Source organism: Brevibacillus sp. HB1.2 (assembly GCF_013332495.1).
GTDB classification, from domain to species: domain Bacteria; phylum Bacillota; class Bacilli; order Brevibacillales; family Brevibacillaceae; genus Brevibacillus; species Brevibacillus porteri.
Genome location: NZ_JABMIU010000003.1, coordinates 424,412 through 447,070, shown reverse-complemented (window position 1 = coordinate 447,070; position 22,659 = coordinate 424,412). Strand labels below are relative to the sequence as shown.

Annotated in this window: 22 protein-coding genes; 3 read left to right on the top strand and 19 right to left on the bottom strand. The window is 48.8% G+C overall.

Annotated features, from left to right (window positions below; all coding sequences use genetic code 11):
• The first annotated feature begins 209 nt into the window (after positions 1-209).
• On the top strand, positions 210-392 hold the full coding sequence (locus HPY28_RS10170) for a hypothetical protein (RefSeq protein WP_007726679.1): 183 nt from the start codon (positions 210-212) through the stop codon (positions 390-392).
• Positions 393-432: 40 nt separating this feature from the next.
• Here HPY28_RS10170 and HPY28_RS10165 read toward each other — a convergent pair whose 3' ends face one another.
• From HPY28_RS10165 to HPY28_RS10115, 11 genes are all read right to left on the bottom strand, one after another.
• The gene (locus tag HPY28_RS10165) at positions 433-1,428 is read right to left on the bottom strand and encodes a protein kinase family protein (protein ID WP_017247522.1); all 996 of its coding nucleotides are present in this window, start codon (positions 1,426-1,428) and stop codon (positions 433-435) included.
• Entirely contained in the window at positions 1,415-2,413 is a 999-nt protein-coding gene (locus tag HPY28_RS10160) for a phosphotransferase (RefSeq protein WP_174230520.1), read from the bottom strand. The genes HPY28_RS10165 and HPY28_RS10160 overlap by 14 nt, the downstream gene beginning before the upstream one ends.
• 14 nt (positions 2,414-2,427) lie before the next feature.
• Entirely contained in the window at positions 2,428-3,912 is a 1,485-nt protein-coding gene (locus HPY28_RS10155; protein WP_174230519.1) for a LysM peptidoglycan-binding domain-containing protein, read from the bottom strand.
• A 94-nt stretch (positions 3,913-4,006) separates the two neighbouring features.
• Positions 4,007-5,416 carry a protoporphyrinogen oxidase gene (hemY, locus tag HPY28_RS10150; RefSeq protein ID WP_174230518.1) on the bottom strand — a complete coding sequence of 470 codons (1,410 nt, stop codon included), beginning with the start codon at positions 5,414-5,416 and terminating at the stop codon, positions 4,007-4,009.
• A 12-nt stretch (positions 5,417-5,428) separates the two neighbouring features.
• On the bottom strand, positions 5,429-6,361 hold the full coding sequence (hemH, locus tag HPY28_RS10145; protein WP_174230517.1) for a ferrochelatase: 933 nt from the start codon (positions 6,359-6,361) through the stop codon (positions 5,429-5,431).
• Positions 6,362-6,378: 17 nt separating this feature from the next.
• Positions 6,379-7,416 (bottom strand): uroporphyrinogen decarboxylase, encoded by a 1,038-nt coding sequence (gene hemE, locus HPY28_RS10140; protein WP_017247517.1) that lies wholly within the window; start codon positions 7,414-7,416, stop codon positions 6,379-6,381.
• A 138-nt stretch (positions 7,417-7,554) separates the two neighbouring features.
• On the bottom strand, positions 7,555-8,403 hold the full coding sequence (locus HPY28_RS10135) for a DUF4097 family beta strand repeat-containing protein (protein ID WP_017247515.1): 849 nt from the start codon (positions 8,401-8,403) through the stop codon (positions 7,555-7,557).
• Position 8,404: 1 nt separating this feature from the next.
• Positions 8,405-8,956, bottom strand: a complete 552-nt coding sequence (locus HPY28_RS10130) for an HAAS signaling domain-containing protein (protein WP_017247514.1) — start codon at positions 8,954-8,956, stop codon at positions 8,405-8,407.
• On the bottom strand, positions 8,943-9,272 hold the full coding sequence (locus HPY28_RS10125) for a PadR family transcriptional regulator (protein WP_017247513.1): 330 nt from the start codon (positions 9,270-9,272) through the stop codon (positions 8,943-8,945). Before HPY28_RS10125 ends, HPY28_RS10130 begins: the two co-directional genes overlap by 14 nt.
• 152 nt (positions 9,273-9,424) lie before the next feature.
• Positions 9,425-11,299: a bifunctional metallophosphatase/5'-nucleotidase gene (locus HPY28_RS10120; protein ID WP_174225853.1), complete on the bottom strand. Its 1,875-nt coding sequence runs from the start codon at positions 11,297-11,299 to the stop codon at positions 9,425-9,427.
• Positions 11,300-11,385: 86 nt separating this feature from the next.
• A complete protein-coding gene (locus HPY28_RS10115) occupies positions 11,386-12,177 on the bottom strand; it encodes an alpha/beta fold hydrolase (RefSeq protein ID WP_174230516.1) in 792 nt (263 codons plus the stop codon).
• A 110-nt stretch (positions 12,178-12,287) separates the two neighbouring features.
• On the opposite strand from HPY28_RS10115, the gene HPY28_RS10110 reads away from it, so the two are divergent.
• Positions 12,288-12,965, top strand: a complete 678-nt coding sequence (locus HPY28_RS10110; RefSeq protein ID WP_174230515.1) for an alpha/beta family hydrolase — start codon at positions 12,288-12,290, stop codon at positions 12,963-12,965.
• 51 nt (positions 12,966-13,016) lie between these two features.
• On the opposite strand, the gene HPY28_RS10105 is transcribed toward HPY28_RS10110, so the two are convergent.
• The 7 genes from HPY28_RS10105 to hemA all read right to left on the bottom strand — a co-directional run bounded on the left by HPY28_RS10105 (position 13,017) and on the right by hemA (position 20,057).
• Positions 13,017-13,493 carry a GyrI-like domain-containing protein gene (locus HPY28_RS10105; protein ID WP_174230514.1) on the bottom strand — a complete coding sequence of 159 codons (477 nt, stop codon included), beginning with the start codon at positions 13,491-13,493 and terminating at the stop codon, positions 13,017-13,019.
• 120 nt (positions 13,494-13,613) lie between these two features.
• Entirely contained in the window at positions 13,614-14,903 is a 1,290-nt protein-coding gene (hemL, locus tag HPY28_RS10100; RefSeq protein WP_174230513.1) for a glutamate-1-semialdehyde 2,1-aminomutase, read from the bottom strand.
• Between the two features lie 7 nt (positions 14,904-14,910).
• Positions 14,911-15,885, bottom strand: a complete 975-nt coding sequence (gene hemB, locus HPY28_RS10095; RefSeq protein ID WP_174225854.1) for a porphobilinogen synthase — start codon at positions 15,883-15,885, stop codon at positions 14,911-14,913.
• Complete coding sequence (locus tag HPY28_RS10090; protein ID WP_017247505.1) at positions 15,869-16,681, bottom strand: uroporphyrinogen-III synthase; 813 nt, start codon at positions 16,679-16,681, stop codon at positions 15,869-15,871. The genes hemB and HPY28_RS10090 overlap by 17 nt, the downstream gene beginning before the upstream one ends.
• Positions 16,678-17,607, bottom strand: a complete 930-nt coding sequence (gene hemC / locus HPY28_RS10085) for a hydroxymethylbilane synthase (RefSeq protein WP_017247504.1) — start codon at positions 17,605-17,607, stop codon at positions 16,678-16,680. The genes HPY28_RS10090 and hemC overlap by 4 nt, the downstream gene beginning before the upstream one ends.
• 24 nt (positions 17,608-17,631) lie before the next feature.
• Positions 17,632-18,450, bottom strand: coding sequence for a cytochrome C assembly family protein (locus HPY28_RS10080; protein ID WP_017247503.1), 819 nt, complete (start codon positions 18,448-18,450; stop codon positions 17,632-17,634).
• Between the two features lie 242 nt (positions 18,451-18,692).
• Positions 18,693-20,057, bottom strand: a complete 1,365-nt coding sequence (gene hemA, locus HPY28_RS10075) for a glutamyl-tRNA reductase (RefSeq protein WP_017247502.1) — start codon at positions 20,055-20,057, stop codon at positions 18,693-18,695.
• 233 nt (positions 20,058-20,290) lie between these two features.
• Here hemA and HPY28_RS10070 point away from each other — a divergent pair, with 233 nt between their 5' ends.
• Entirely contained in the window at positions 20,291-21,232 is a 942-nt protein-coding gene (locus HPY28_RS10070) for a DMT family transporter (RefSeq protein ID WP_305820127.1), read from the top strand.
• Between the two features lie 49 nt (positions 21,233-21,281).
• Here the strand turns inward: HPY28_RS10070 and HPY28_RS10065 are convergent, their stop codons facing one another.
• Positions 21,282-22,634 (bottom strand): protein O-GlcNAcase, encoded by a 1,353-nt coding sequence (locus tag HPY28_RS10065; protein ID WP_174230512.1) that lies wholly within the window; start codon positions 22,632-22,634, stop codon positions 21,282-21,284.
• Positions 22,635-22,659 lie beyond the last annotated feature (25 nt).

The following is a 22,659-nucleotide window of genomic DNA, read 5'->3' as shown; positions in this document are numbered from 1 at the left end:
TTCGGGAATTGCGAAAAGGGTTATGGCAATTTTCAAAAACATTGTGATCACCTTTATTCGTTTCGTCCTAGCCTTCCTGCCCTACACCTTCCCTTTTCAGACACCATTCAAACCACTATCTACTTTCAATGAAAATGTTTTAGGCATTTGCTCAAGGTTGTAGACACTGTCCAAAGTAGCCGCGCATATGCTGGAATGAGGTGATTGTGATGAATTTCCGTTGGAAGTATAACCCCACGTATTTACGGATCAAATACGGATGCAAACAGGTGCTCTTTCCGCTGTTGGTTTTTCAGTTTATCCGAACCGTTGTATTTCCTACCTCTTTTGATGTCGTCCTTCTCGGTTTGCTAGCCATGCTCTATGTTGCCATCTCTCTTGAATGGTTATAAAAAAAGAAAAACAACGCCCCACGCGGTGAGACGTTGCTTATTAAAAGGCTTGCTGGACCCAACGATGCAGGCGCATCAGGCGGTCCATATCTTTTTCAAAACGTTGGACAGCGTAAAACTCGCTCCACTCGCGGGGATGATGATAATAAATATCCAAGTCCCTCATGATCCTCTCCGGGTAGGACAGAAACGAAGCCATCAGTTCAATTTCTTCCGGTCGCAGCGGAAAAATCTCGGCGTAGCGATGGAATAATTGAGAAGCCCCAACCTCATCCCCCGCCATTTGAAAATAAGTACGATAAAATAGTGTCAAATCGCGCACTGGTGTATCAAAGCTGGCACGATCAAAATTAAGCAGCCGTCCTTTTCCCGATCGATCTGGCACAACATGCTCAGGATTTGGGTTGCCATGGATCAACGATAGGCGAAAATGCGCGTGCGTCTCATGCCGCTCTCGCCAATCGGTCAATAAGTCTGTCGCTGTTTGAGCCATTTCCTCAAGAAACTCCTTGTTTGCCAAAAACACCAGGTCAAAAGGAGAAGGATATTTGCGCTCCTGCGCAAGGGTTGCCGCCTTATTCATTTGGTCTTGCCAATATTGCCAACGGTTAAGCAAAGAGTCGACAAGTGGCTCTACCTGTCTCGGATCATCGTAGCGATAATTTTGTGTCAAATGATGAAGCTCCGCCATACGCTCCAAAGCAGGAGTCGCCCAAGCCAAAGGCTGCTCGGCCCATTCCTCACTTCCTGGCTGCCAAGGGGTTACGTAAAAGGCGGCGCTTCCCTGTTGGACAAATGGATCATCGTATTTCGTGTACGTAAAAGGAACGGCCCCATCCCATCCGCGGTGCTGCAATTGACGCAGCATATCGCTGACGAAAACAAGACGTTGAGCAGGTATTTGCGCTCGTTTGCATACGAAGGAGCCGTAGGGAGTCGTCGCCTTAAATACATTTGGCTCCTTTAAAACGTCAATGCTCTGGGCATACATGTCATACTCTTTGAACAAAGGAGCAATGTCATCATACCGACTCATAGACTCCCTCCCTCCTCGAACGCTCGGCCCGCTCCGCAATATGCCGAAGCAGTAAGTCAACAGATTGTTGGCTCTGCAAAGCGTGCTCAATACCAGCGATCGACGCTTCTTGATCCAGCGATACGCGCTTCACATACGATTCGATACTTCTGTACACTTCACGAGGACGAGCCATAAAGGCGAGTATCAACGAATAGTTTCCATAGGTGAGTGGCTTGATTTCTTCATAGCCGTCAAAAAAAGCGTCAATCTGCTTCAGATCCTTATGGGTTAAAAAATGATCGCGCAAAAAGCTGGCAACATCGCGTTGCTGGACTGAAATTACCGGCCGGAAAAAGCCTCTCAAGTACAGCTTCCCGTTTACCATTCCCCAGTTGTCACGCAAAAGGTCCCGATGGGATACAGCAACCGCCTCCGGAGTAATTCGCTCATGGGCAAGCATCGCAGCGGAACGGTCCATTCGTTGCAGCATAGGGGTCATGAGTTCCGATACCCAACGATTTTCTTTAGAATCCCTTCCAGATTTGGCTCGAAATGATTCGACCAGCTCTTTGGCACGTCTTCCTTTTTCTTCTACTTGCTGTTTTTCCTGCTTGAGTAAATCACTTCCGGACAGTAAAGGACTTTCCTGCTGAGACTGATGCATCATCGCGATCACGCGTCCCCATTGCCTCGCAATGTCCTGGCCGGGCTGATAGTCTTCGAATTGTCGGTGATGGTCGGTCATGGTAACGCCGCGTTTACCCAAAATCAAAAATGGCTTGGTGTCTCTCGTCCGAATAAACCGCTCCACTTCTCGAAACCCCTGACGAGCCAGTCGTTCGCGCCAGGCAAACGACCAGCGCATCACATCTACACGCGGCCAAACGTGGAGTTCTTTGGGGCCCCGGTTTGTCTCCAGTAAATAGCAATCCTCTAGGGGCGTAATTCGGATTACGCGCGCCCGATATTGCTGGCAAACCTCGGAGAGATCAATTTTATCCACGGTCCCCCACTCCTCTATTGTGGGATGTACAGAATCTGCCCTGCTACTAGCTGCTCGGAAGCTAATCGGTTTACTTCCACGATTTTGGAAACAGGCAAGGAGTATCGCTGTGAAATATGCTCTAACGTCTCATCTCGCTGAATAATGCACATTTTCAGCTGACTCGATCGCTCTTCTTTTCTGCGGACAAACGACGTGAGATTTTGCATGGCCTCCATCGTAGAAGCGTTGACATTTCCCGAAGATCCATGTCTCGAAGAGCTAGATGAAGATTCCGCCTCCAACGCCATCGCTTCCTGTTTGGCACGATTCGCTTGTGAGAAGATGGAGGTAATGTTCACTCGACTTCTTTCTTCATAGGAGGGTTTCCCTGAAATCGCCACTCGCACTTCTACATCTTCCGCAGCAGCCTCTGGTTGTGCAACGACTGGTTCTGCTTCTTGCTCAGGTTCTTGCTCGGAAACAACAGTGGCTTCCACCGCTTCTTGCACTGCTTCCTGCGACTCTGCTTCGACTGACGCCCCAGTAGATTCATTGGAAACTTGCTGGTATGCGATTGCCTGCTGATCGTGTATAGCCAGTACAGGCTCCTCATGTTCTTGTTCTTTTTCGGCTATTTCTCTCATCTGCTCTTGCTCATCAGCCAATACTGACTGCTCGGAATAGGCGACAGAAGAATCGTACGAAGCAGATTGTTGGGAATCTAAGTCATACGAAATAGAAGCAGTCTCCCAGGACTCTGGAGGATTGGACTGTGCCACTTCCAGCACATCACCGTATTGCTCGTAGTATTCATCCTCATTGGATTGAGCAATAGCCGGAGTGTCGAACATGGAAGGAGATTCGGTTGATTCATAGGATGCTGGCAATGCCTGACGCTCCAATTCCTCCTCCAGCGCACTCAGCTTTTGATCAATGTCATCGAGGGACGTCTGCTCCGTATATTCTTGCCCATCATCACCAGCAGCGAAGGTGTATTCCCATGCTCCTTCGCCTGGTCCGGCAGCTTGCGTTTCGATCTGCTCTGCTTTTTCAGCTCTATCCCCCAGGACTATCCCCAAAATCTTCAGATCGGCATCGATTAGCATTTGATGTGGTGATTCTAGCTTGTAGTCAAAGCTGTCCACAATTGCGTAGATGTCTCCGATCTCGGTAATCCGATCCAATGGAATGGTGATGTTCAACGGAATGCGATGACCAATCTGTTCCTCCCAGCCATAAAAGGCTTGATCCGATGCTTCCTGGCGAAAGGGAGTAAAAGTCATGGCCTCAACCAGCGATTCTCTTTCACCGCCTGTCGCTTCTGCGGCTTCCCTGATTGGCTCGTACTTCCCTACTAACTGCAAGCAACCCGTGATCGAGATGTAGGAATCGTTTTCCAACACTTCCACATCTGGAACCAATTCCAGCTCTTGCAATTCACCTATTCCAGCTCTATCGGATGAGAGGAAAATGGTCTCCTTGATGGCAAAAGAGAGTTGCCCATCCTGTAATGCCATTCGTGCTCCTCCTTTCAAGTGCAGGACATTTCCCTATACTATATGGACAGGACGAGCCGTTTAGCACCGAAAAAAAAGGAAAAACCGGGGTTATCTATCTCCCCGGTTTTACAGACGCGATCCATTCTGCTATTGCTTTTTTCCCCTGATCAATACAATCTGGTACACCTACGCCACTGTATGACGCACCTGCCAGGATAACACCAGGGAGTTTTTCTTTTAATTGATTGTTCATATCCTGCACCCAAGCCTGATGCCCGACCACATATGGTATGGCATTTTGCAAGCGTGATACGTTATAAAAATCCGGCTCTGCTCGAATCGTCATGATCTTGCGCAGATCACGGAGGACAACCTCCAAAATTTCCTCGTCTGTCTGCTCCATGAAGGATTGCTCTCCTGCTCTTCCTATGAAGCTACGCAGCAAGGCTTTGTTTTTCGGCGTCGTATGCGGCCATTTGCGATGCGCCCACGTACACGCGGTAATTTTTGCTCCAGAATGCCGCGGTACAATAAATCCTGTCCCTTCCATTCCTAAATCAATCGCTGACTCTGGAAACGCCATAGCAATGGTTGCGACCATATGCGGCTTCGCTTGTGGCAAGGTAGGAACTTGTACATAAGGACGGAACAACGGCTCTGCGACAGCATGTGGTACAGTAAACAGCACCGTATCTGTCTCGATCGTTTCCCCATTTTTCATTACCAAGGTGTACTTCCCGTCTGGCCGTTTCACCAGTTCTTTGACACCGGTATTCTTCGAGATAACTTCTTCTGGCAGGCTCTTTTCGATTGCCTCTACTAAGGACTGCAAGCCGTTCTTCAGCGTCAGGAAGATGCCTTTTGGCTTTTCTTGCATTTTTACTTGCGGGCGAGAATGCTTCATCGCTACGATCAAGCTGCGATGCTGCTCCTCCATTTTCGCGAATTGAGGAAAACTCGCAAGCAAGCTGAGTTTGTCGAGATCCCCGGAGTAGACACCGGACAATAAGGGCGCTATAAGATTATCAATAACTTCATTACCTAGCCTACGCCGAAAAAAGTCCCCCACGGAGATATCGCCGTCTCCTTTTGATGCAGGAAGAACGAGATCCAAAGCTGCCCGAAGCTTGCCCGGCCAAGAAATGAGATCGGTCGTGACAAAAGGCATGAGCTTCGTCGGTACACCCATGACCGCTCCTTCTGGTATAGCCTTCAGGCGATCCTGATGCCAAATATACGCTTGGCCTGTACTGTTTCGAACGAGATCATCCGCCAGCCCCAAGTCCACTGCCAGCTCAGCCGCACTCGTTTTCCGCTCGAGAAACGAATCGGGACCTTGCTCAATAACAAACCCTTCGTGACGCCATGTCTTGATTTTCCCACCAAGTCGTCCCTGCTCTTCAATCAGTTGAAAACGGATGGGCAAGCCTTTTGCTTCGATTTCCTTTTGTAAGTAAAAAGCAGCGGTCAACCCTGTGATACCGCCGCCTATAATCGTAATATGATAGGTATTATCGCTCATATGATCGATCCCCTAATTCGCCAGCTTCTTTCCGACTGCATCAGCCAGACAGGAAATGAACGCAGGTCTGGCGTTAGGCATCGCTGGACGATAGTAATGTACCCCTAGCTCATCTGTAACCGTTTTGCATTCCACATCATTATCAAACAGAACTTCCAAATGCTCTGCGATAAATCCGACCGGACAGTAAACAAATGCTTGGTAGCCTTTTGCTTCGTACAGCTCTCTAGTCAAATCCTGTACATCTGGTCCCAGCCACGGATCAGGTGTATTTCCGGCGCTTTGCCATCCGATTGCATAGGAAGTGATCCCTGCTTGCTCGGCAATGAGCTTTGCTGTCTCTTCCAGTTGCATTGGGTATGGATCACCTGACTTCAGGATTTTTTCCGGCAGGCTGTGAGCGGAGAAGATCACGACTGCTTGTCCACGCTCTTCATCCGTCATCGTAGCAAACGTCGCTTGAATAGCATCAGCCCAATATCCGATGAAGCCTGGTTCCAGATACCAGCTCTCAATGCTGTGGATGACAGGTCCGCCAATTGCTGCGGAATGCTCCTGTGCTCGTCCATTGTATTCTTTGACGCTATAGCTGGAATAATGAGGCGCCAGAACTAGACTGATCGCTTCTGTAATCCCATCACGCTTCATTTGCTCTACTGCGTCTTCGACAAACGGAGCGATATGCTTCAAACCAAGGTACCCTACAAATTCACGGTCTGAGAAGCGGTTGTTCATTTCCTGCTCGAGAGCGCGCACCTGCTCATCCGTAATGTCTGCAAATCGATTCAATCCATCTACAGCCTCGTAACGCGCCATCAAATCATCGAGCAGTTCTTGTGGTGGCTTACGACCACGACGAATGTGCGTATAGTATGGTTCAATCTGTTCAGGACTGCGTGGCGTTCCATACGCCATTAACAAGAGTCCGATCTTCTGCTTTGACATGATAGCGCCCCTCCTGATTAGACGTCCCTTTTGTAACTATGGATGAACTTCGTCAGTTGTTGCAGCGTTTCTACTTTGGCGTCAGGGAATACGCCGTGTCCCAGGTTAAAAATGAAGCCTGGTTGTTTTGTGCCTTCATCCAAAATTTCCTTCGCCTTCGCTTCGAGCTTCTCCCAAGGAGCCAATAGCAGCGTTGGGTCCAAATTGCCTTGCAGCGTCTTCGTCACACCCATCTCACGAGCAGTCGTAATCGAAGTACGCCAGTCCAGACCAACCACATCAACAGGCAAGCGGTTCCAATCCATCAAAAGATGACCAGCGCCGATACCAAAATAGATCGTTGGCACGCCAGTATCTTTTAGTGCGTTGAAGATACGCGTCATAACTGGTGTAATGTACTCGCGGTAATCTTCGTCATTCAATGCACCGACCCACGAATCAAATACTTGCACAGCTTGCGCGCCTGCTTTAATTTGCGCTTTGAGGTAAGTGATCGTCATATCGCCCAGTTTTTCCATCAGCGCCTGCCAAGCAACTGGCTCGGTATACATGAATGCTTTTGTCTTATGATAGTGCTTGGAAGGGCCACCTTCGATCAAATAGCTAGCCAGTGTAAACGGTGCACCCGCGAAACCGATTAATGGAACAGATAATTGCTGACGCAAAATCTTAATGGACTCAAGAATGTACGGCACATGTGTTTCCGGATCGAGCTCAAGCAGACGCTCAACATCCTTCAAGGATTCGATTGGGTTTGCGATTACAGGACCAATGCCAGATTCGATATTCACATCCACGCCAATCGGTTTTAGTGGCGTCATGATGTCTGCAAACAAGATTGCAGCGTCAACGCCCAATTGCTCAACGGGCAGACGTGTCACTTCCGCGCAAACTTCCGGTATGTAGTTCATTTCAAAAAAGCTATGCTTCGCGCGGATGGCGCGGTATTCTGGCTGATAACGCCCTGCCTGACGCATGTACCAGACTGGAACACGCTCTGTCGCTTCACCGCGACATGCTTTCAAAAACGTATCGTTAAAAGTTTTTGCGGTCATGAATAAACCTCGCTTTGCACAATTATGTTTCCTTCAATATGATACCATTCGTCATTCGACAAGTAATGTCTCTTTTGTGTCAAAATCTTTTCGTTTCTTCCGTTTCCAATCCTATCCATCAGTGTTTCCAAACTTCTCCTATTGAATGCGAACGTCTCCGGTAGAACTTCGCACCGTCATTTTGGGTCCACCTGATCCAATCGATGCCTTCACTTTGTATTCCTCATTCTTTTCATAAGTAAGGTTAGACCAGGTGGTTTCGATGCCTCCTGTATCTGTCGTTACTTCGAGCTGTGCTGAAGCAGGCTCCTTGGCTACTGTCACTCGAATATCCCCCGTATCCGTTCGAATAGAAACGTCGTGGGTTAACTCTGGCATTGTCAGTTTATCAATCTCGCCTGTAGAACTTTCAATGGTAACGGCCGAGCGAACATTTGCCAGATTGATATCTCCTGTAGCTGTCTGGACGTTAAGCGCTTCTCCTTCATAGCCCAACACGTCCACATCTCCATTGCTGCTGGATATTTTCGTGTTCTTTGCATGCAGCATTCCGCTCTTGATATCCCCTGTCATCGTTTCAAGCTGGACGCGCTCATACACTTTTTCGGGTAGGAAGAGCTCCAGCTTTACCTTCCCGTTGCGAGGATAAAACATATTGACGTGAGGACGTTCACGCAGTTCTACGAGCAGCGTACCATCTTGTGAGACTACACTCCGAAACTCCAGTCGCTCCTGCTGTTGTTCGGATACTTCTCCGACCATCCGTACACTCGCTTTTGGTTGCTTGCTTGCCATGATTTCCACATCAGCCGTTTCCGTCAGCAACTCAATCGCTTTTACCTCTTGTTCGATCATGTGCTCTTCATTGACTTGTTTTAACGAAAATGAGAAATTTTCTTGCTTCGTAAAGAGCCAGATGATTCCACATACACCGATGATGAACAAAAGAAGACTGATTCCAAAGAGTCTTTTCCCCAAATTTCTCATCTCATTTCCCCCTGATCATCTTCACGTTGAACTGGAGATAACGTAAGAACTGGCGATACAGCCATTTCGTCAATCGCAGCAAGCCGATGGCAAACATTCCGCCCAATCCTACGGAAACCATGCTGGAGAACAACAAGAAAAGTCGCTCTTGAGAAGGGGCAGGAATCCCGTAATCCAAGAATATTCCGACTGGGGCGACCAAAAGCGCCGCAGTCATTGCATACAACCCCATCAGTATACCAATCAGGCCTAAAAATGGCCCCAAAACGAAGACGAGATTGAAAAATCCCAAGCTGATCGTCGCGACAATCGCTCGCGTCATATTCCCTACGGATGCGTTGGACTGTGCTTGATCAATTCGGTAGCCAGCCAAAAGTTCACGTGCCACTAGCTTCGGACTCCCCAATCCTTCTGCAATTTCAACCTCCGTCTTCCCTTGTTTCATTCCTAAGAGAAAATGCTCTGTATAATCGGCAAGGATGTCTAAGCGCTCTTTATCAGGCAAAGCGCTAAGCAAAGCATTTAACTCATCCATAAACTCACGCCTTGTCATATCCGAGTCCCTCCTCTATGATCTCATTTACCCCGCGGTTAAATATTCGCCACTCCAAGACGAGATCATTCATGTATTGACGACCGCGATTTGTCAGCTGGTAATATTTCCGTGGGGGTCCCTCTTGTGATTCCGCCAAATAGGTCGTAAAAAATCCTTCCTGGGTCAAACGGCGAAGTAAGGGGTAAACCGTTCCTTCAGAGATATGGAATTTTTCCGAGATGCTCGCAACCAGTTCGTAGCCGTATCTGTCCTGCTTAGCTGTCAAGACGAGAACACACAGCTCCAGAACCCCTTTTTTAAACTGTACGTTCATCAACATCACCCATGTCAAAGCTTACCAAATAGCTACTATATATTGCAAGGTACTTCATAATAACAAAACCTCTTTTTCGCAGCATACCAAGGAACTGCGACTGCGTAAAAAATGGACAGGGAGGTTTTTCTCCATCCCTGTCCGGTCAAACCTTATTTTGCTTCAACAATGCGGCCTTCTACTTTTGGATTGACAGTTTTACGCTTGACCAATCCTTCTTCCACAATGCTGTACATGGACAATCCTGTGTTGAAGAATGGCTTTTTCAACGATTCGTAACCATCTCCACCTGCTGCCAGGAAGTCGATCGTTGCCAATTTATACGTTTTGGTCAGGTCAAGCGGCTTGTCGCCAACTTTTACTTCTACTACGCGCTCGCCAGCTGGCTTGGATGGGTTGTACGTGAAGCTCATGCCGCTCACTTGCGGGAAGCGTCCTGCTCCCTCTTCTACCTGGCTCACGCCGTTTTCGAGGGCTTTCTTCAGCTCTTCGCCTGTTACTTCTACGACTGCCAGTGTATTATTCTCGAATGGCAGGAGCGTGTACAGACCTTTTTTCGTGATATCGCCTGCTGGCAGCTGTGTACGAATTCCACCGCCGTTAGCAAGTGCTACATCTGCTTCATAGCCTTTGATCGACTTCGTGCGCTCCAGCATGATATCTGTGATCAGGTTACCTACGTTTGTTTCTTTCGTACGTACCAGTGCACGGTCACCATCGAGTGGCACTTCGGATTTCGCAATGACAACATTCATTACCGTATCGATCTTGCCTACGATTTCTTTTACCATCTTATCTACTTCTGGATCAGCCACAACTGCTTCATCGTACTCTTTCAAACCGCCGCTGAATGCTACCAATTCTTTGCCGAGGTAGTAGAGGTCAGCGCGTCCGAGAGACTTGCCGTACTCCCAGTCTTGTACGATGTACGTGCCGTTTACGAGTTCAGGTGCTTTCAGCGGAGTATGGGAGTGACCACCAACAATCAGGTCAATGCCAGGAACGTTTTTCGCGATTTCACGGTCTACGGTCACTCCGATATGGGAAACAACAATCACGTGATCTACTTCTTTTTTCAGCTCAGGTACAAGTACTTTCGCCACTTCTACCGGATTTTTAAATGTCAGCCCTTTTACGTTGTCAGGGTGAGTCAATACAGGTGTGTCTTCCGCTACGAAACCAACAAAGGCGAATTTCTTCCCACCAATCTCTGCTTTGAAAATAGGTGGCAGCAATTCTTTTCCATCTGCCTTGAACACGTTAGCAGAGATGACTGGATGCTCGAGCATGTCACGCAGCTTGAGCAATTGCTCATAACCAAAGTCAAACTCGTGGTTACCGGCAGCCATTACGTTGTAGTCGAGGCTGTTGAGGATTGGAACAACAGATTCGCCTTTGAATTGGTTCACGAAAACGGTACCTTGGAAGGTATCACCAGCGTCCAAGAGCAAGAAGTTTTCGTTCTCTGCACGCCATTCCTTGAGTAAAGTTGCGATTTTGGCAAAGCCGAATTCTTTTTGGTTCTTGTCTTCTTGAATGTGACCATGTGTATCGTTGGTGTGTGCAATCGTTACATGCGTGGTAGCCGCATCACCCAATGCTTGGAAAAATTCACCGCGCGTTACCGTCGCTTTGTTGTCGAGCTTCATTTTGTAGCCCAGTTTGTCAGCCATTTGTGTCAGCTTGGCAGATGTTACCACTTGCGCAGGGTTTTTATAGTCGTCTTGTGTGAGAGCGCCTTGGCTCTTTGCCCAGTCGAAGTAAGGAGCAGACCAATGAGCACCTTTAGCGGCAGCTCCCACTTTTACTTCTTTCAATTTGGAGAAAACAACAGTAGCTTCCGCGAGAGTCACAGCACGATCCAGAGCAAGATCGCCATTTTGACCCGCTGATACAATTGCCTTTTTCACCATCCAGTCAGCGTGCTGTACGGGATGCAATGGTGCTGCAAATGCTGAGGAAGACATCAGCGATGCAAATACGATAGATGCAAACGCCGTCATCGTAATCCGACGTGCCTTTTTCATGATAATTTCCCCTCTCGTCTATGTATAAATAAATAGGATAACGTTTTCATTATAGCAAAATTTGCTAGGACTATGGTGTGATTTTGTTACTTTTTGTTGAGAAAGCTCCCCAATGCTTCAGCCATTTTCTCTGGCGCTTCGACCATGCCCATATGCCCAACATCAGGCAGCAGCACTTGCTCGACGCTATTTCTATCCACTGTAAAAGTTTTTTCTGCAGGAATGATCCGGTCCTCTGTTCCTGCGACTAATAGCACAGGTAAAGTCGTTTCTTGCAGCACATGATTGCGATCTACTCGATCACGCATGGCGCCTAGTGTTTGGATGGCTCCAATCGGGCTCGTCGCAAAGCCAATCTCTTTTGCCAGCTGGACTTCTTCTCTCATCGATTCGATATGCGAAGGTGCGAACAGCTTCGGGATGAGTGCTTTGATAAAAGGCTCCATCCCATTCTCCCGAATACTCTGGGCTCCTTTATCCCGGTTAGCCTTGGCAGCGTCGTCATCCGGATATGGCGTCGAATGGATCAAGCCAAAGCTCGCCAGCTTGTCCGCGTATTGGTTTGCAAAAGCCAAGGTTACATAGCCACCGAGCGAATGTCCAAACAGATGAATCTTCGCTAAACCCAGCTCATCTACAAACAAAGCCAGATCGTCTGCAAAGCGCTCCATCGAATACGGTTCATCAGGGGCCGAGCTATTTCCATGACCACGCAAATCGATCGCAATGACACGATGCGTTTTAGACAGGAGCGGCACTAGCTTATGCCAGTAAGATGAGCTCCCGCAAAAACCGTGGATCAAAACAAGCGATTCTCCTGTTCCTTCTTCTACATAGGCTATTTTGATGCCGTTACTCAGTTGGACTTCCTTTTTCATCGAATCATACTCCTTTATTGTTTGGTTACTTCTTGTCAACAAGTGCTACTTACCCTTACGATTTGAAAATAACCCCTGTTCAAAAGAACATGAAAGAGGTGCACATGTAGATGGTATACCCAAAAACAGGTTCCGTGATCGTCAGGGACGGGAGAGAAATAGCGTATACGCACATTCAGGCAAGTCAGACGCCATCTCGCTCCGTCTGTTTTTTCTTTCCCGGAGCCAGCTATTCGTTCGACAGGCCTTATCTGTATTATTCTACCATGCTTTTTTTGAGTAAACAGTTCGATCTCGTCTATGTACACGCAGAGTATGGACGAGACAATGCGGATTTTTGGAATAGCTCATTCGCCAAACGAAGTGCTTGGATCAGCGAGGAGATGCAAACGGTTGTCTCACATGTGCTGGATGTGTACGGATATGAACGAGTTTTCTTCCTCGGGAAGTCACTCGGTACGGTGCCGATTACCTGCGGATTGCTCAAGGAATCTCGTTTTGCCCATTCATCTGCAATCTTATTGACGCCATTGCTGACTGAGGAAGTGTTCCATGCGGAATTGCTAACTCTTACCCAACCGATATTTCTCGTCTCAGGCACCGCCGATCATTACTACAATCAGGGCGTGGTTGATCAGCTTGCCACATCCAAACCAAACATCCAGCTCCATCTCCCACCAGACGCCAAGCACTCCCTCGATGTTGATCTCTACGTCGATGATTCCCTTCAAGTGCTACAGTCTGTCATGGATGAACTAGCACGTTTCCTAGACAAGCAAATAGATTGACATCAAAAACAACACCTCTTGCTTGCAATGAGCGGTGTTGTTTTCTTTTTTTTACCGAAGCGGAATAAAAATTTCATACGCATTGTCGACCCGAGCAGACTCATGCACAGATGGAACGTACCGTTGATCGTAGCGCTCCATGCGACGAGCTTTCTCGTCCACCTGATGGCCATTCTCGTTGAGCCAACCAAACAGTCCGTGGTATGTATTTTGCACCTGCTCCATAGGCCCTGTATGGGTAAAGCGGGCGTATGTCCTCTCTGGAATCGTGAACCCGAGCATGCCCTCAGGGATATGCTCGAAACGCTCCACTTCCACGACAATGTACTCGGTATACATTTGGTACGTCCGATTCTCGTCGCTGATGTCGTAACGAACATCTGGTGAAATCACGAGAGGAATCTCATCCTGGCGCTTCAAAAAAGTCTCCCACAACTTCGGCATGTATTCCACTAGCATAGGAAACGAACCAGAGAAGCTAAGGCCAACCAGATGCTTTTGCGGTACGTGAATGATCGTCCCTTCCATGTCTCCACCTCATTCATCTGCATTTTCCTTCGTATTTTGACAAGGGGTGGAAAAATCCTGCAAAAAATCAAAAAAAGCACCTCCTGCATCAGCAAGGAAGTGCTTTCTTCTTTTCATTCTTTATTCAAACGCTCTTTTCATCGCTTTGAAGCTTGCTTCAATCGTACGTTCGATATCTTCATCGGTATGAGCCAAGGAAACGAACATACCCTCAAACTGGGACGGCGGGATCATGATGCCTTCCTCCAGCAGATAGCTAAAGTACGCCGAGAAACGCTCCAGATCGGATGATTTCGCTGTTTCGTAGTTGGTAACTGGCGTCTCTGTAAAGAACAGGCAAACCATGGAACCCACGCGATTGAGCGTGTGCGGAATGCCCAGCTTCTTGGCATTGTCAGCCAAGCCTTCAGCCAAACGAGCGGACATCTTCTCCAAGCGTTCGTATGCGCCTGGTTTGCTAAGCTCTTGCAAGGTAGTCAAGCCTGCTGCCATCGCCAAAGGATTACCCGACAGCGTCCCTGCCTGATAGATTGGGCCTGCAGGAGCTACTTGCTGCATGATCTCACGTTTGCCGCCGTATGCACCTACTGGCAAGCCACCCCCGATGACTTTCCCCATCGTGGTCAAATCCGGAGTAATGCCGTACAGCTCTTGTGCACCGCCCAATGCTACCCGGAAGCCAGTCATGACTTCATCGAAAATCAGCAGTGTCCCATGTTTCTCTGTAATTTCACGCAGTCCTTCGAGGAAGCCTGGCTGTGGAGGAACAACCCCCATGTTGCCGCCGATTGGCTCCACAATAACTGCTGCCAGATCATCGCCAAACGCTTCAAATGCCAGTTTGACGCTTTCCAGATCATTGTAAGGAACCGTAATCGTATTGTGTGCTGTTCCTTCAGGTACACCTGGGCTGTCTGGAAGTCCCAGTGTAGCCACACCGGAGCCAGCTTTGATCAACAGGCTGTCAGCATGACCATGGTAGCAGCCTTCGAACTTCATGATTTTATTGCGTCTGGTATAACCACGCGCAAGGCGCAGAGCGCTCATCGTTGCCTCTGTACCGGAGTTCACCATGCGCACGACTTCTACAGATGGCACGATCTCACAAACGAGCTTTGCCATTTCTGTTTCCCGCTCAGTCGGTGCGCCGAAGCTAGTTCCAAGCGCAGCTACTTCCGTAATCGCTGCAAGGACACGCGGATGTGCATGGCCCAATATCAATGGACCCCACGAGCCGATGTAGTCAATATAACTGTTTCCATCCACATCAAAAATGCGGGAGCCTTCTCCTTTTGCAATGTAAACAGGATTGCCTCCGACGCTCTTAAAGGCACGAACCGGACTGTTTACTCCACCTGGTATGTAATGCTGTGCTTCTGCAAATAACTGAGTAGATTTTTCTCTATTCATCTCATGCTCACCTCGCCAGCCATTTTGCAACATCTTTTGCATGGTACGTAATGATCAAATCTGCACCTGCACGTTTGAAGCCAACCAATGTTTCCATAACGATACGCTCTTCATCGATCCAACCATTCAGAGCTGCCGCTTTTACCATGGAGTACTCTGCACTCACATTGTAAGCCACGATCGGCAGGTTGAAGTTCTCACGCAGACGAAGAACCATGTCCATGAAGGCAAGACCTGGCTTCACGATCAAAAAGTCCGCTCCCTCTTTTACATCGGAAGCTGCTTCGCGCAGACCTTCACGTGCATTGGCCGCGTCCATTTGATAGCTTTTGCGATCGCCAAATTGTGGAGTCGAGCCTGCCGCATCGCGGAATGGCCCATAGAAAGCAGAAGCGTATTTCACCGCATAGGACATGATCGGAATGTGCTCAAAACCAGCCTCGTCCAAAGCTTCACGGATTGCAATCACGAAACCGTCCATCATGTTGGAAGGAGCGATAATGTCTGCTCCGGCTTTTGCTTGGGAAACGGCGGTCTGACCCAAAAGCTTCAATGTCTCGTCATTCACGACTTCGCCTTCGTGAATGACACCACAGTGACCATGATCGGTGTATTCACACAGGCATGTATCTGCAATCACGAGCATTTCCGGATGGGCTTCCTTGATCAGACGCATCGCCTGTTGGGTAATCGCATCATCATTGTACGCCTCTGTTCCGCATGCGTCTTTATGTACTGGTACCCCAAACATCAAAACAGCTTGAATTCCTAGAGCTACGATTTCCTTCATCTCTTCGGCCAAAGTGTCCAAGGAGAGCTGATACACGCCTGGCATGGACGGAATCTCATTCTTAATACCGGTTCCTTCCACTACGAACAACGGATAAATCAAGTCTTCCACCCGTACGTGGTTCTCCCGCACCAAATTGCGCATAGCCGCACTTTTGCGAAGACGGCGATGACGGTCAAATGTTTGTGCCATGTCGATTCCCTCCCAGATTCTCTATGATAGCTGCTAGTAAGCCTTCCACGGTGTACTCACTCGCTACGACATGAACAGAAAGCCCGTTTTGTCTTGCTGTATCTGCCGTGATTGGTCCGATACAGGCTATCTGAACGTGCTTGAGCCAGTCAAACGATGCATAGGACTCCATCGCTGCCATGAAATGCGTCACCGTTGAAGAGCTGGTAAACAAGATGATATCGATGAGACCTTGTTGTAGCTTTTCCGCTGCATCTGGAGCCTGCTCTGCATCAATGACAGTGTGATACACGTCTACCTCTGTCACAGCAAGCCCCAAGCGAGCCAACTCCTTGGGCAGTGCCTTGCGGGCAATATCTGCACGAGGCAACAGAACACGCTGACCAGGAAGCAGCTGATCATACAAGCTCGACAGCAAGCCTTCCGCCACGTAATCAGACGGGATGACAGCTACTCCGAGCCCGTGATCCTCAAGCGCCTTGGCCGTCTTCGGACCAACCGCAGCAATTTTGCCAGTGAACGCTTCGAGTCCTACCCCGACCTCACGCATGCGCTCCAAGAAGAAGCGTACGCCATTCACACTCGTGAAGACCACCCAGTCGTATGTTGGCAACTGGGTGATGGCCTCGTCGAGCTTGGCAGTTTCCGGCGGCGGCATCATTTTTAACAGGGGAAATGCGTACGCTTCTCCACCTAACCGCTCGATATGTTCAACGAGCTCGCGAACTTGACTTCTTGCCCGCGTGACCATGATGCACTTGCCAGTCAGCGGCTTGTGCGATCCGTGGACAATCATTGCTCATTCTCCCGCAATACTTGCGCAAGTACTTCTCCCGCTCCCTGCGCCAGGAGGGCTTCCGCCACTTGAATGCCCAGCGCTAACGGATCTTGCCCAGTCGCCGTGTTTTTGAACATTTGCTTCCCATCTGGGGAGCCAACCATTCCCGTCATAGTAATTTCATTGTTCTCTCCAACTGTCGCATATGCGCCAATCGGCACCTGACAGCCGCCTTGGAGTTTATGCAGGAAGCTGCGCTCTGCTGTTACCGCTAAACGCGTCGGTGCGTCATCAAACTGCTTCAAGAGAGCGAGTGTCTCCTCATCGTCTGCACGGCATTCGATGGCAAGCGCTCCTTGACCGACTGCTGGCAAGCTGATTTCAACAGGCAGGAACTGCGAGATGTTCCCTTCGAAATTCACGCGCTCAAGTCCTGCCGCAGCGAGGATAATGGCATCAAAATTGCCTTCCTCCAGCTTGCGCATGCGCGTATCAATATTTCCACGCAGAGATTCGATCTGAATGTCAGGGCGATGTGCGAGAATTTGTGCAGAACGGCGCAAGCTGCTAGTCCCTACCAAAGCTCCTTGCGGCAGTTCATCCAACGTCTTGCCGTCCTTGGAAAGCAGAACATCCCGAGGATCAACACGCTTCGGAATCGCTCCGATTACCAAGCCCTCTGGCAATTCAGCAGGCATATCCTTCAAGCTGTGTACCGCAAAATCGGTTTCCTTATCGAACAAGGATTGCTCGATTTCTTTGACAAACAACCCTTTTCCGCCTACTTTGGACAAGGTCACATCGAGGATTCGATCGCCTTTTGTCACGATTTCATGCAATTCAAAATCAGCTTCAGGTGCGAACCCCTTCAGTTTTTCTACGACCCATTTCGTTTGGGTGAGCGCCAATTTGCTGCGACGCGTTCCCACTTTCCATTTTCCCATGACAGCCTCCTTGATGAACAGCCCCTACCACCAGTCGTGAAATGTAGAAGTAGTGAAGCCTAAAAAATTGATAAGCAGTAACAAAAACGCCAGGACGTTCCACTGCGCGAGTCTGCGCATCTGCACCGTATCCCGATAGCGTTGGTACAGCCACAGCGAATAAATCGCAAGAACCAGCACGGAGAGCACTACTTTGGAGTCAAACAAAAATTTCTCCGGCAAAACCATTTTACCCCAAATGATCCCTAATACAATCGAGAGCAAGAGCATCGGTACACCCAGCATGTTCATTCGGTACGCGTAGCCTTCCAGTTGATCGAGGCTAGGCAATCGCCTGAGCAACGGCGACCAGCGTCTTTCTTTGAGCATTTTGTGCTGAAGCAAGTACATGGCCGAGAAAATCATGGAGAGCGAGAACGCCCCATAGCTGAACATAGCCAGTGTCACATGCGTCAACAATAGCTCAGAGGTCAAGATACTCGATACAGCCTCAATCGGCGTTTCCGGCAAAAACATCGACATGACGAGCACGACGAACCCAATAATATTAGTAAAAAAAACCAGTAAATCAATCCGAAAAAAATAGTGAATGGCAAGCGACAAGCCTACCAGCACCCATGAATAAAAAAAGAGCGTCTCAAACAACGTAATGACTGGAAAATACCCCTTCATGACTGCTTGCGAGACAAAAAATGCGGTTTGCAAGGCCCAAACGACAACAAGCAACCCGAAAGCCAGACGATTGACTTTCCGGTTGCTTTGCAAGAAGTCGTTAAAATAGAAGAGAACACTTGCAGCGTAGAGAAAGATCGTCAAGTCGTAGATCCATCTCACCTCGGCCATGCACTCTCTCCCCCACTTTCCCAATCGGTTTCTAACAGTGCGTGTTCAAAAAGTCGGCTTTTTAGCACCGAGAAGATGGCGAGAACCGAACGAAGGAGGAGCGGAGTGTAGGTAATCTACATGAGCACCGGACTTCGGAGGTGAACGCCATATTCGATGTCGAATTAGCTTACTGAGCTACTTCGTGATCAAAAGACGACTTTTTGAACAACCTCTAGCAGCAGATAGATTGTCAGGTCAGCTTATTCAGGGAACCGGGAAGCCAATACCTGCTCCCGAGAAGAAGATGTCTGTTTATTTTTATCGTTAGCCCAGATTGCTTCCTGTTCTTTTCGCTCCAGGATCTCCTCCAACGCAAACATTTTCTCGAAAATATCCAGCACTTCTTCCCCATCTTTGGTAGCTGCCATTTCTTTTAAACGCACGACCGGATCGTGCAACAGTTGATTGACAATACCCTTGGTTGTCTTGCGGATGATGTGCATCTCCCGCTCAGACAAATTCGGCAGCTTGTTTTCGATTTTTCGCATCGCTTCGCTTTGGATCGTGTTTGCCTTGTCACGCAGTGCAGCGATGATTGGCGCCACGCCAAGCGTTTGGTACCAGGTCGTGAATGCCACGATCTCTTCTTGAATCATGACATCCAGACGTTCCGCTTCACGAGAACGTTCCGCAACGTTACTCGCAACGATGCCTTCGAGATCGTCAATATCATATAAAAATACGTTATCCAGATCATGCAAGTCAGGATTCAGGTCGCGAGGAACTGCGATATCCACCATGAACAACGGACGATGCTTCCTTTGTTTCATGATCGGAGCCAGTTCTTTTTTGCCGAGGACATAACCTGTCGCTCCGGTCGAGCTGATGACGATGTCTGCTGTGAGCAGTGCCTCTGGCAACTGCTCCATCGTACAGGAGTCACCCTTGAACTTTTCTGCCAAAAGCTGCGCTCGCTCCAATGTACGATTCGCTACCATGACGCGTTCCGATCCGTTTGCGTGCAGGTGCTTGGCAGTCAGCTCGCTCATTTTTCCCGCTCCGACGATCAGGACAGACTTCCCTGCGAAGGAACCGAAAATCTTTTTCCCCAGTTCGACAGCAGCGTAGCTGACAGAAACCGCATTTTGTCCAATCGCTGTCTCTGTGTGAGCACGCTTGGCGAACGTAATCGCTTGCTTGAACAAGGTGTTAAAGACGGTCCCTGTCGTTTGACGCTCCTGCGCCAACAAGAACGCATCCCGGACTTGTCCGAGGATTTGTGTTTCTCCCATTACCATCGAATCAAGACCGGAAGAGACTCGGAACAAGTGCTCGATTGCCTGTTCGTTCTCTTTTATATAGAGATGATCCTTAAATTGTTCTTTCTCCACGCCGAACCATTCAGCCAAAAAACGGCGGGAATAGTCTCGGCCAATATTCGCCTGGTCGCAAACAACGTAGATTTCCGTCCGGTTGCACGTCCCCAGGATGATACATTCTGCGATACTCTTCGTCTGGGAGAGAAGATGAAGAGCGCGTGCTGTCCCATCGTCGCTGAATGTAAACTTTTCGCGAATTTCGACAGGAGCTGTTTTATAGTTTAGACCCAGCAAAAGAATATCCATAATGTCCTCCCAGAATAACAAACCTGTTAGCGGCATATGTAAAATGCACTATTATTATATCATTATGTCCCGAATCGGATAGGAGTAATTGTGAAAAGTTTTTTAACGGAGTGCACTTTGGGTATATCCTTTATAATCCGCTTGCGTTCCGTCCGGGAATCCCTTATGATGTCGGCTATACATGAAAACAGAAGAAAAATTGCGAAAATGTCAGAAAGGAGAGAAAAGAAGCTTTGAGAAAACCTTGGATGGCAGACATAACGCTGCTCCTCGTCGCAGTTATCTGGGGAACTACGTTTTTGATCGTACAGCAGGCAATCGCATCGCTGCCTCCCAATACGTTTAACGCCGTACGCTTTACCATTGCTGCGTTATTTTTACTGATCATCTATTTCATCCGCAATCGTTATCGAGGGCAGAACTCTGAATGGAGAGGGCCACTGCTTCGTGCAGGCGTCATCCTCGGTTTTTGGCTCTGTCTGGGATATGCCTTTCAGACCGTAGGACTTTTGTATACATCGCCGTCCAAAGCTGGCTTTATCACAGGTTTAGCCGTCGTATTGGTACCGCTCTTCTCATTTTTGCTCTTGCGTGAGCGTGTCAAACCTCTCGCTATCGTCGGCGTGATTCTAGCAGCGTTCGGCTTGTATTTGCTGACACAGAGCCAGTCGTTCTCCTTTAATCTCGGTGATGCCCTGGTATTCTTCGGTGCAATCTGCTTCGCTATGCAAATCGTCTCTACCGGCAAATACGCACCTCGTTTTGCAGCATTGCCCCTTGCCATTACGCAATTAGGCACGGTAGCTGTTATGAGCTGGCTGTACGCCTTTTTCTTTGAGGATTGGAGTCGTGCTTTTGATCCGACGATCTTGTTCATCCCAGAGGTGGCCTTGGGTTTGATCGTCACGTCTATTTTCGCTACGGCACTGGCCTTTCTCGCGCAGACGGCCTTGCAAAAACAAACCAGCTCGACGCGGGTCGCTCTCATTTTCGCTTTGGAGCCCGTTTTTGCTGCAATCACCTCCTACGTGTTTATTCATGAAGTATTGAATGGAAGACAGCTGACCGGATGTCTCCTGATTTTCACCGGCATGATTCTCGCTGAACTGCCAATTCAAGAATGGTTGCGCAATTTCCGTCAGAGAAAACCAAATGAGAGTCGTGAATCCGCCTGATGCGAAAAAGCAAAAAAGTTCCTTCTCCCCTGCGGGAAAGGAACTTTTTTTATGAGCTCTTCTTGACCTCTAGCATTACGGCATCCACAAAAAGCTGCATGACCGGTCCGCACACTTCTTGCGGGTAACGTTCCGTTCGTTTGAGCCACTGTTTGAGCCGGAGCAAGTGATACGCTGCTTGTGGAAGTCGCCCTCTTGTCCCCTGATCAATGAGAGCGACTGCCGACAGACCGACCTTTGTCCACAGATGGAACTTCTCCACCCACGGCCTCGTTTCTTCTGCAAGCTTCTGATTCGTCATCCCTGCCAACAGCTTGTCTGCCGACGCCTCCATCTTCTGAAAAAGGGCCGTCAAGTCAGCAATGGCCTTTTGCCGATCTCCCTGCAAAAAATGAAAGCGGAAGGTCAGGATCGCTTCTAGCAATCGCGGCGATTCCACCTCGCATAAAAACGAGCTTTGCACATTATCCGCAAAGGTAAAGAAAGCATCTGCATCCTTTTGTCCCGCTACTTCCTCGATGGCTTGTTTCCATACTGTATCAGGATCGTAGCCGATCGGATCTCGCAAATAAGCTGCCGTCGTAATCAAAGGAATCTTCGAGCATTCTGGTCTAGACATCGCATTCGCCACATAGCCTGCTGCGTATTGCCACAGGTCAGGATCGCGGTGACGCAATGGACCGATATGTAGTTCATTCGCCATGGCCAAATCATTCACCGGGTAGTTGTCCCAATAAAATGGCTGATGACCCGTAGACTCATGAAAGCGAATGGCATCACCATCCGTTAGGTAGGGCGAGCAGACGAATCGTCCCGTCCAGAACAAATCGATTTCTGACGGCAGATGCTGGCCGAGGTACATGATGTACGCTTCTTTTCCAATCCCGTTGTATTGTGTAGGACAGACAACCAACTTGACTGGTTCGCCCCAGCTCCGTATCAAATCCCACACATAAAGCGTCGTCTGGGCATGCGCCTCCGCCAAATGGGCGAACTCGGCTACATCCTTCTCATGCAACAGATGCATGGGGATATCATCGAACAATAGCGCAAAGTAACGCACACCACGATCATACAAATCCCGATACTTCCTGCCTAATAGCTCCAAGTGCTGACGATTCGTATATTCCATGCTGAGCCCAGGACCCAGACAATAAATAAACTGCATGTTGCGAGTCTTTGCCCGCTGGATCAACTCTTCTAACTGTTGATTGGCTTTTCTAGGGAGCGACTCCATCCAGCGTTCCCGCAGATACTCGTCATCTTTTGGAGCGTAGAAATACGCGTTGTAATCATGTCGGTGCAAAAAGTCGATCATATCCAGCCGCTCTTCATGTGTCCAAGGTGTTCCATAGAAGCCTTCGATCACACCACGTACAGCAAAGCAAGCACTCCCGCTCACTCAGATGCTCCCTTCCCCACGACGA

What these genes read in the sequence shown, in the direction of transcription:
- hemC (WP_017247504.1), bottom strand. Translation starts at nt 17,607, where the DNA reads ATGGGAAAATGGAAAGTGGGAACGCGTCGCAGCAAATTGGCGCTCACC.
- HPY28_RS10155 (WP_174230519.1), bottom strand. Translation starts at nt 3,912, where the DNA reads ATGGCATTACAGGATGGGCAACTCTCTTTTGCCATCAAGGAGACCATT.
- HPY28_RS10080 (WP_017247503.1), bottom strand. Translation starts at nt 18,450, where the DNA reads ATGGCCGAGGTGAGATGGATCTACGACTTGACGATCTTTCTCTACGCT.
- hemE (WP_017247517.1), bottom strand. Translation starts at nt 7,416, where the DNA reads ATGACCGCAAAAACTTTTAACGATACGTTTTTGAAAGCATGTCGCGGT.
- HPY28_RS10165 (WP_017247522.1), bottom strand. Translation starts at nt 1,428, where the DNA reads ATGAGTCGGTATGATGACATTGCTCCTTTGTTCAAAGAGTATGACATG.
- HPY28_RS10090 (WP_017247505.1), bottom strand. Translation starts at nt 16,681, where the DNA reads ATGATTGTCCACGGATCGCACAAGCCGCTGACTGGCAAGTGCATCATG.
- hemL (WP_174230513.1), bottom strand. Translation starts at nt 14,903, where the DNA reads ATGAATAGAGAAAAATCTACTCAGTTATTTGCAGAAGCACAGCATTAC.
- HPY28_RS10115 (WP_174230516.1), bottom strand. Translation starts at nt 12,177, where the DNA reads ATGAAAAAGGAAGTCCAACTGAGTAACGGCATCAAAATAGCCTATGTA.
- HPY28_RS10170 (WP_007726679.1), top strand. Translation starts at nt 210, where the DNA reads ATGAATTTCCGTTGGAAGTATAACCCCACGTATTTACGGATCAAATAC.
- HPY28_RS10105 (WP_174230514.1), bottom strand. Translation starts at nt 13,493, where the DNA reads ATGGAAGGGACGATCATTCACGTACCGCAAAAGCATCTGGTTGGCCTT.
- hemY (WP_174230518.1), bottom strand. Translation starts at nt 5,416, where the DNA reads ATGAGCGATAATACCTATCATATTACGATTATAGGCGGCGGTATCACA.
- hemB (WP_174225854.1), bottom strand. Translation starts at nt 15,885, where the DNA reads ATGGCACAAACATTTGACCGTCATCGCCGTCTTCGCAAAAGTGCGGCT.
- HPY28_RS10125 (WP_017247513.1), bottom strand. Translation starts at nt 9,272, where the DNA reads ATGAACGTACAGTTTAAAAAAGGGGTTCTGGAGCTGTGTGTTCTCGTC.
- HPY28_RS10120 (WP_174225853.1), bottom strand. Translation starts at nt 11,299, where the DNA reads ATGAAAAAGGCACGTCGGATTACGATGACGGCGTTTGCATCTATCGTA.
- HPY28_RS10135 (WP_017247515.1), bottom strand. Translation starts at nt 8,403, where the DNA reads ATGAGAAATTTGGGGAAAAGACTCTTTGGAATCAGTCTTCTTTTGTTC.
- HPY28_RS10130 (WP_017247514.1), bottom strand. Translation starts at nt 8,956, where the DNA reads ATGACAAGGCGTGAGTTTATGGATGAGTTAAATGCTTTGCTTAGCGCT.
- hemA (WP_017247502.1), bottom strand. Translation starts at nt 20,057, where the DNA reads ATGGATATTCTTTTGCTGGGTCTAAACTATAAAACAGCTCCTGTCGAA.
- HPY28_RS10110 (WP_174230515.1), top strand. Translation starts at nt 12,288, where the DNA reads ATGGTATACCCAAAAACAGGTTCCGTGATCGTCAGGGACGGGAGAGAA.
- hemH (WP_174230517.1), bottom strand. Translation starts at nt 6,361, where the DNA reads ATGTCAAAGCAGAAGATCGGACTCTTGTTAATGGCGTATGGAACGCCA.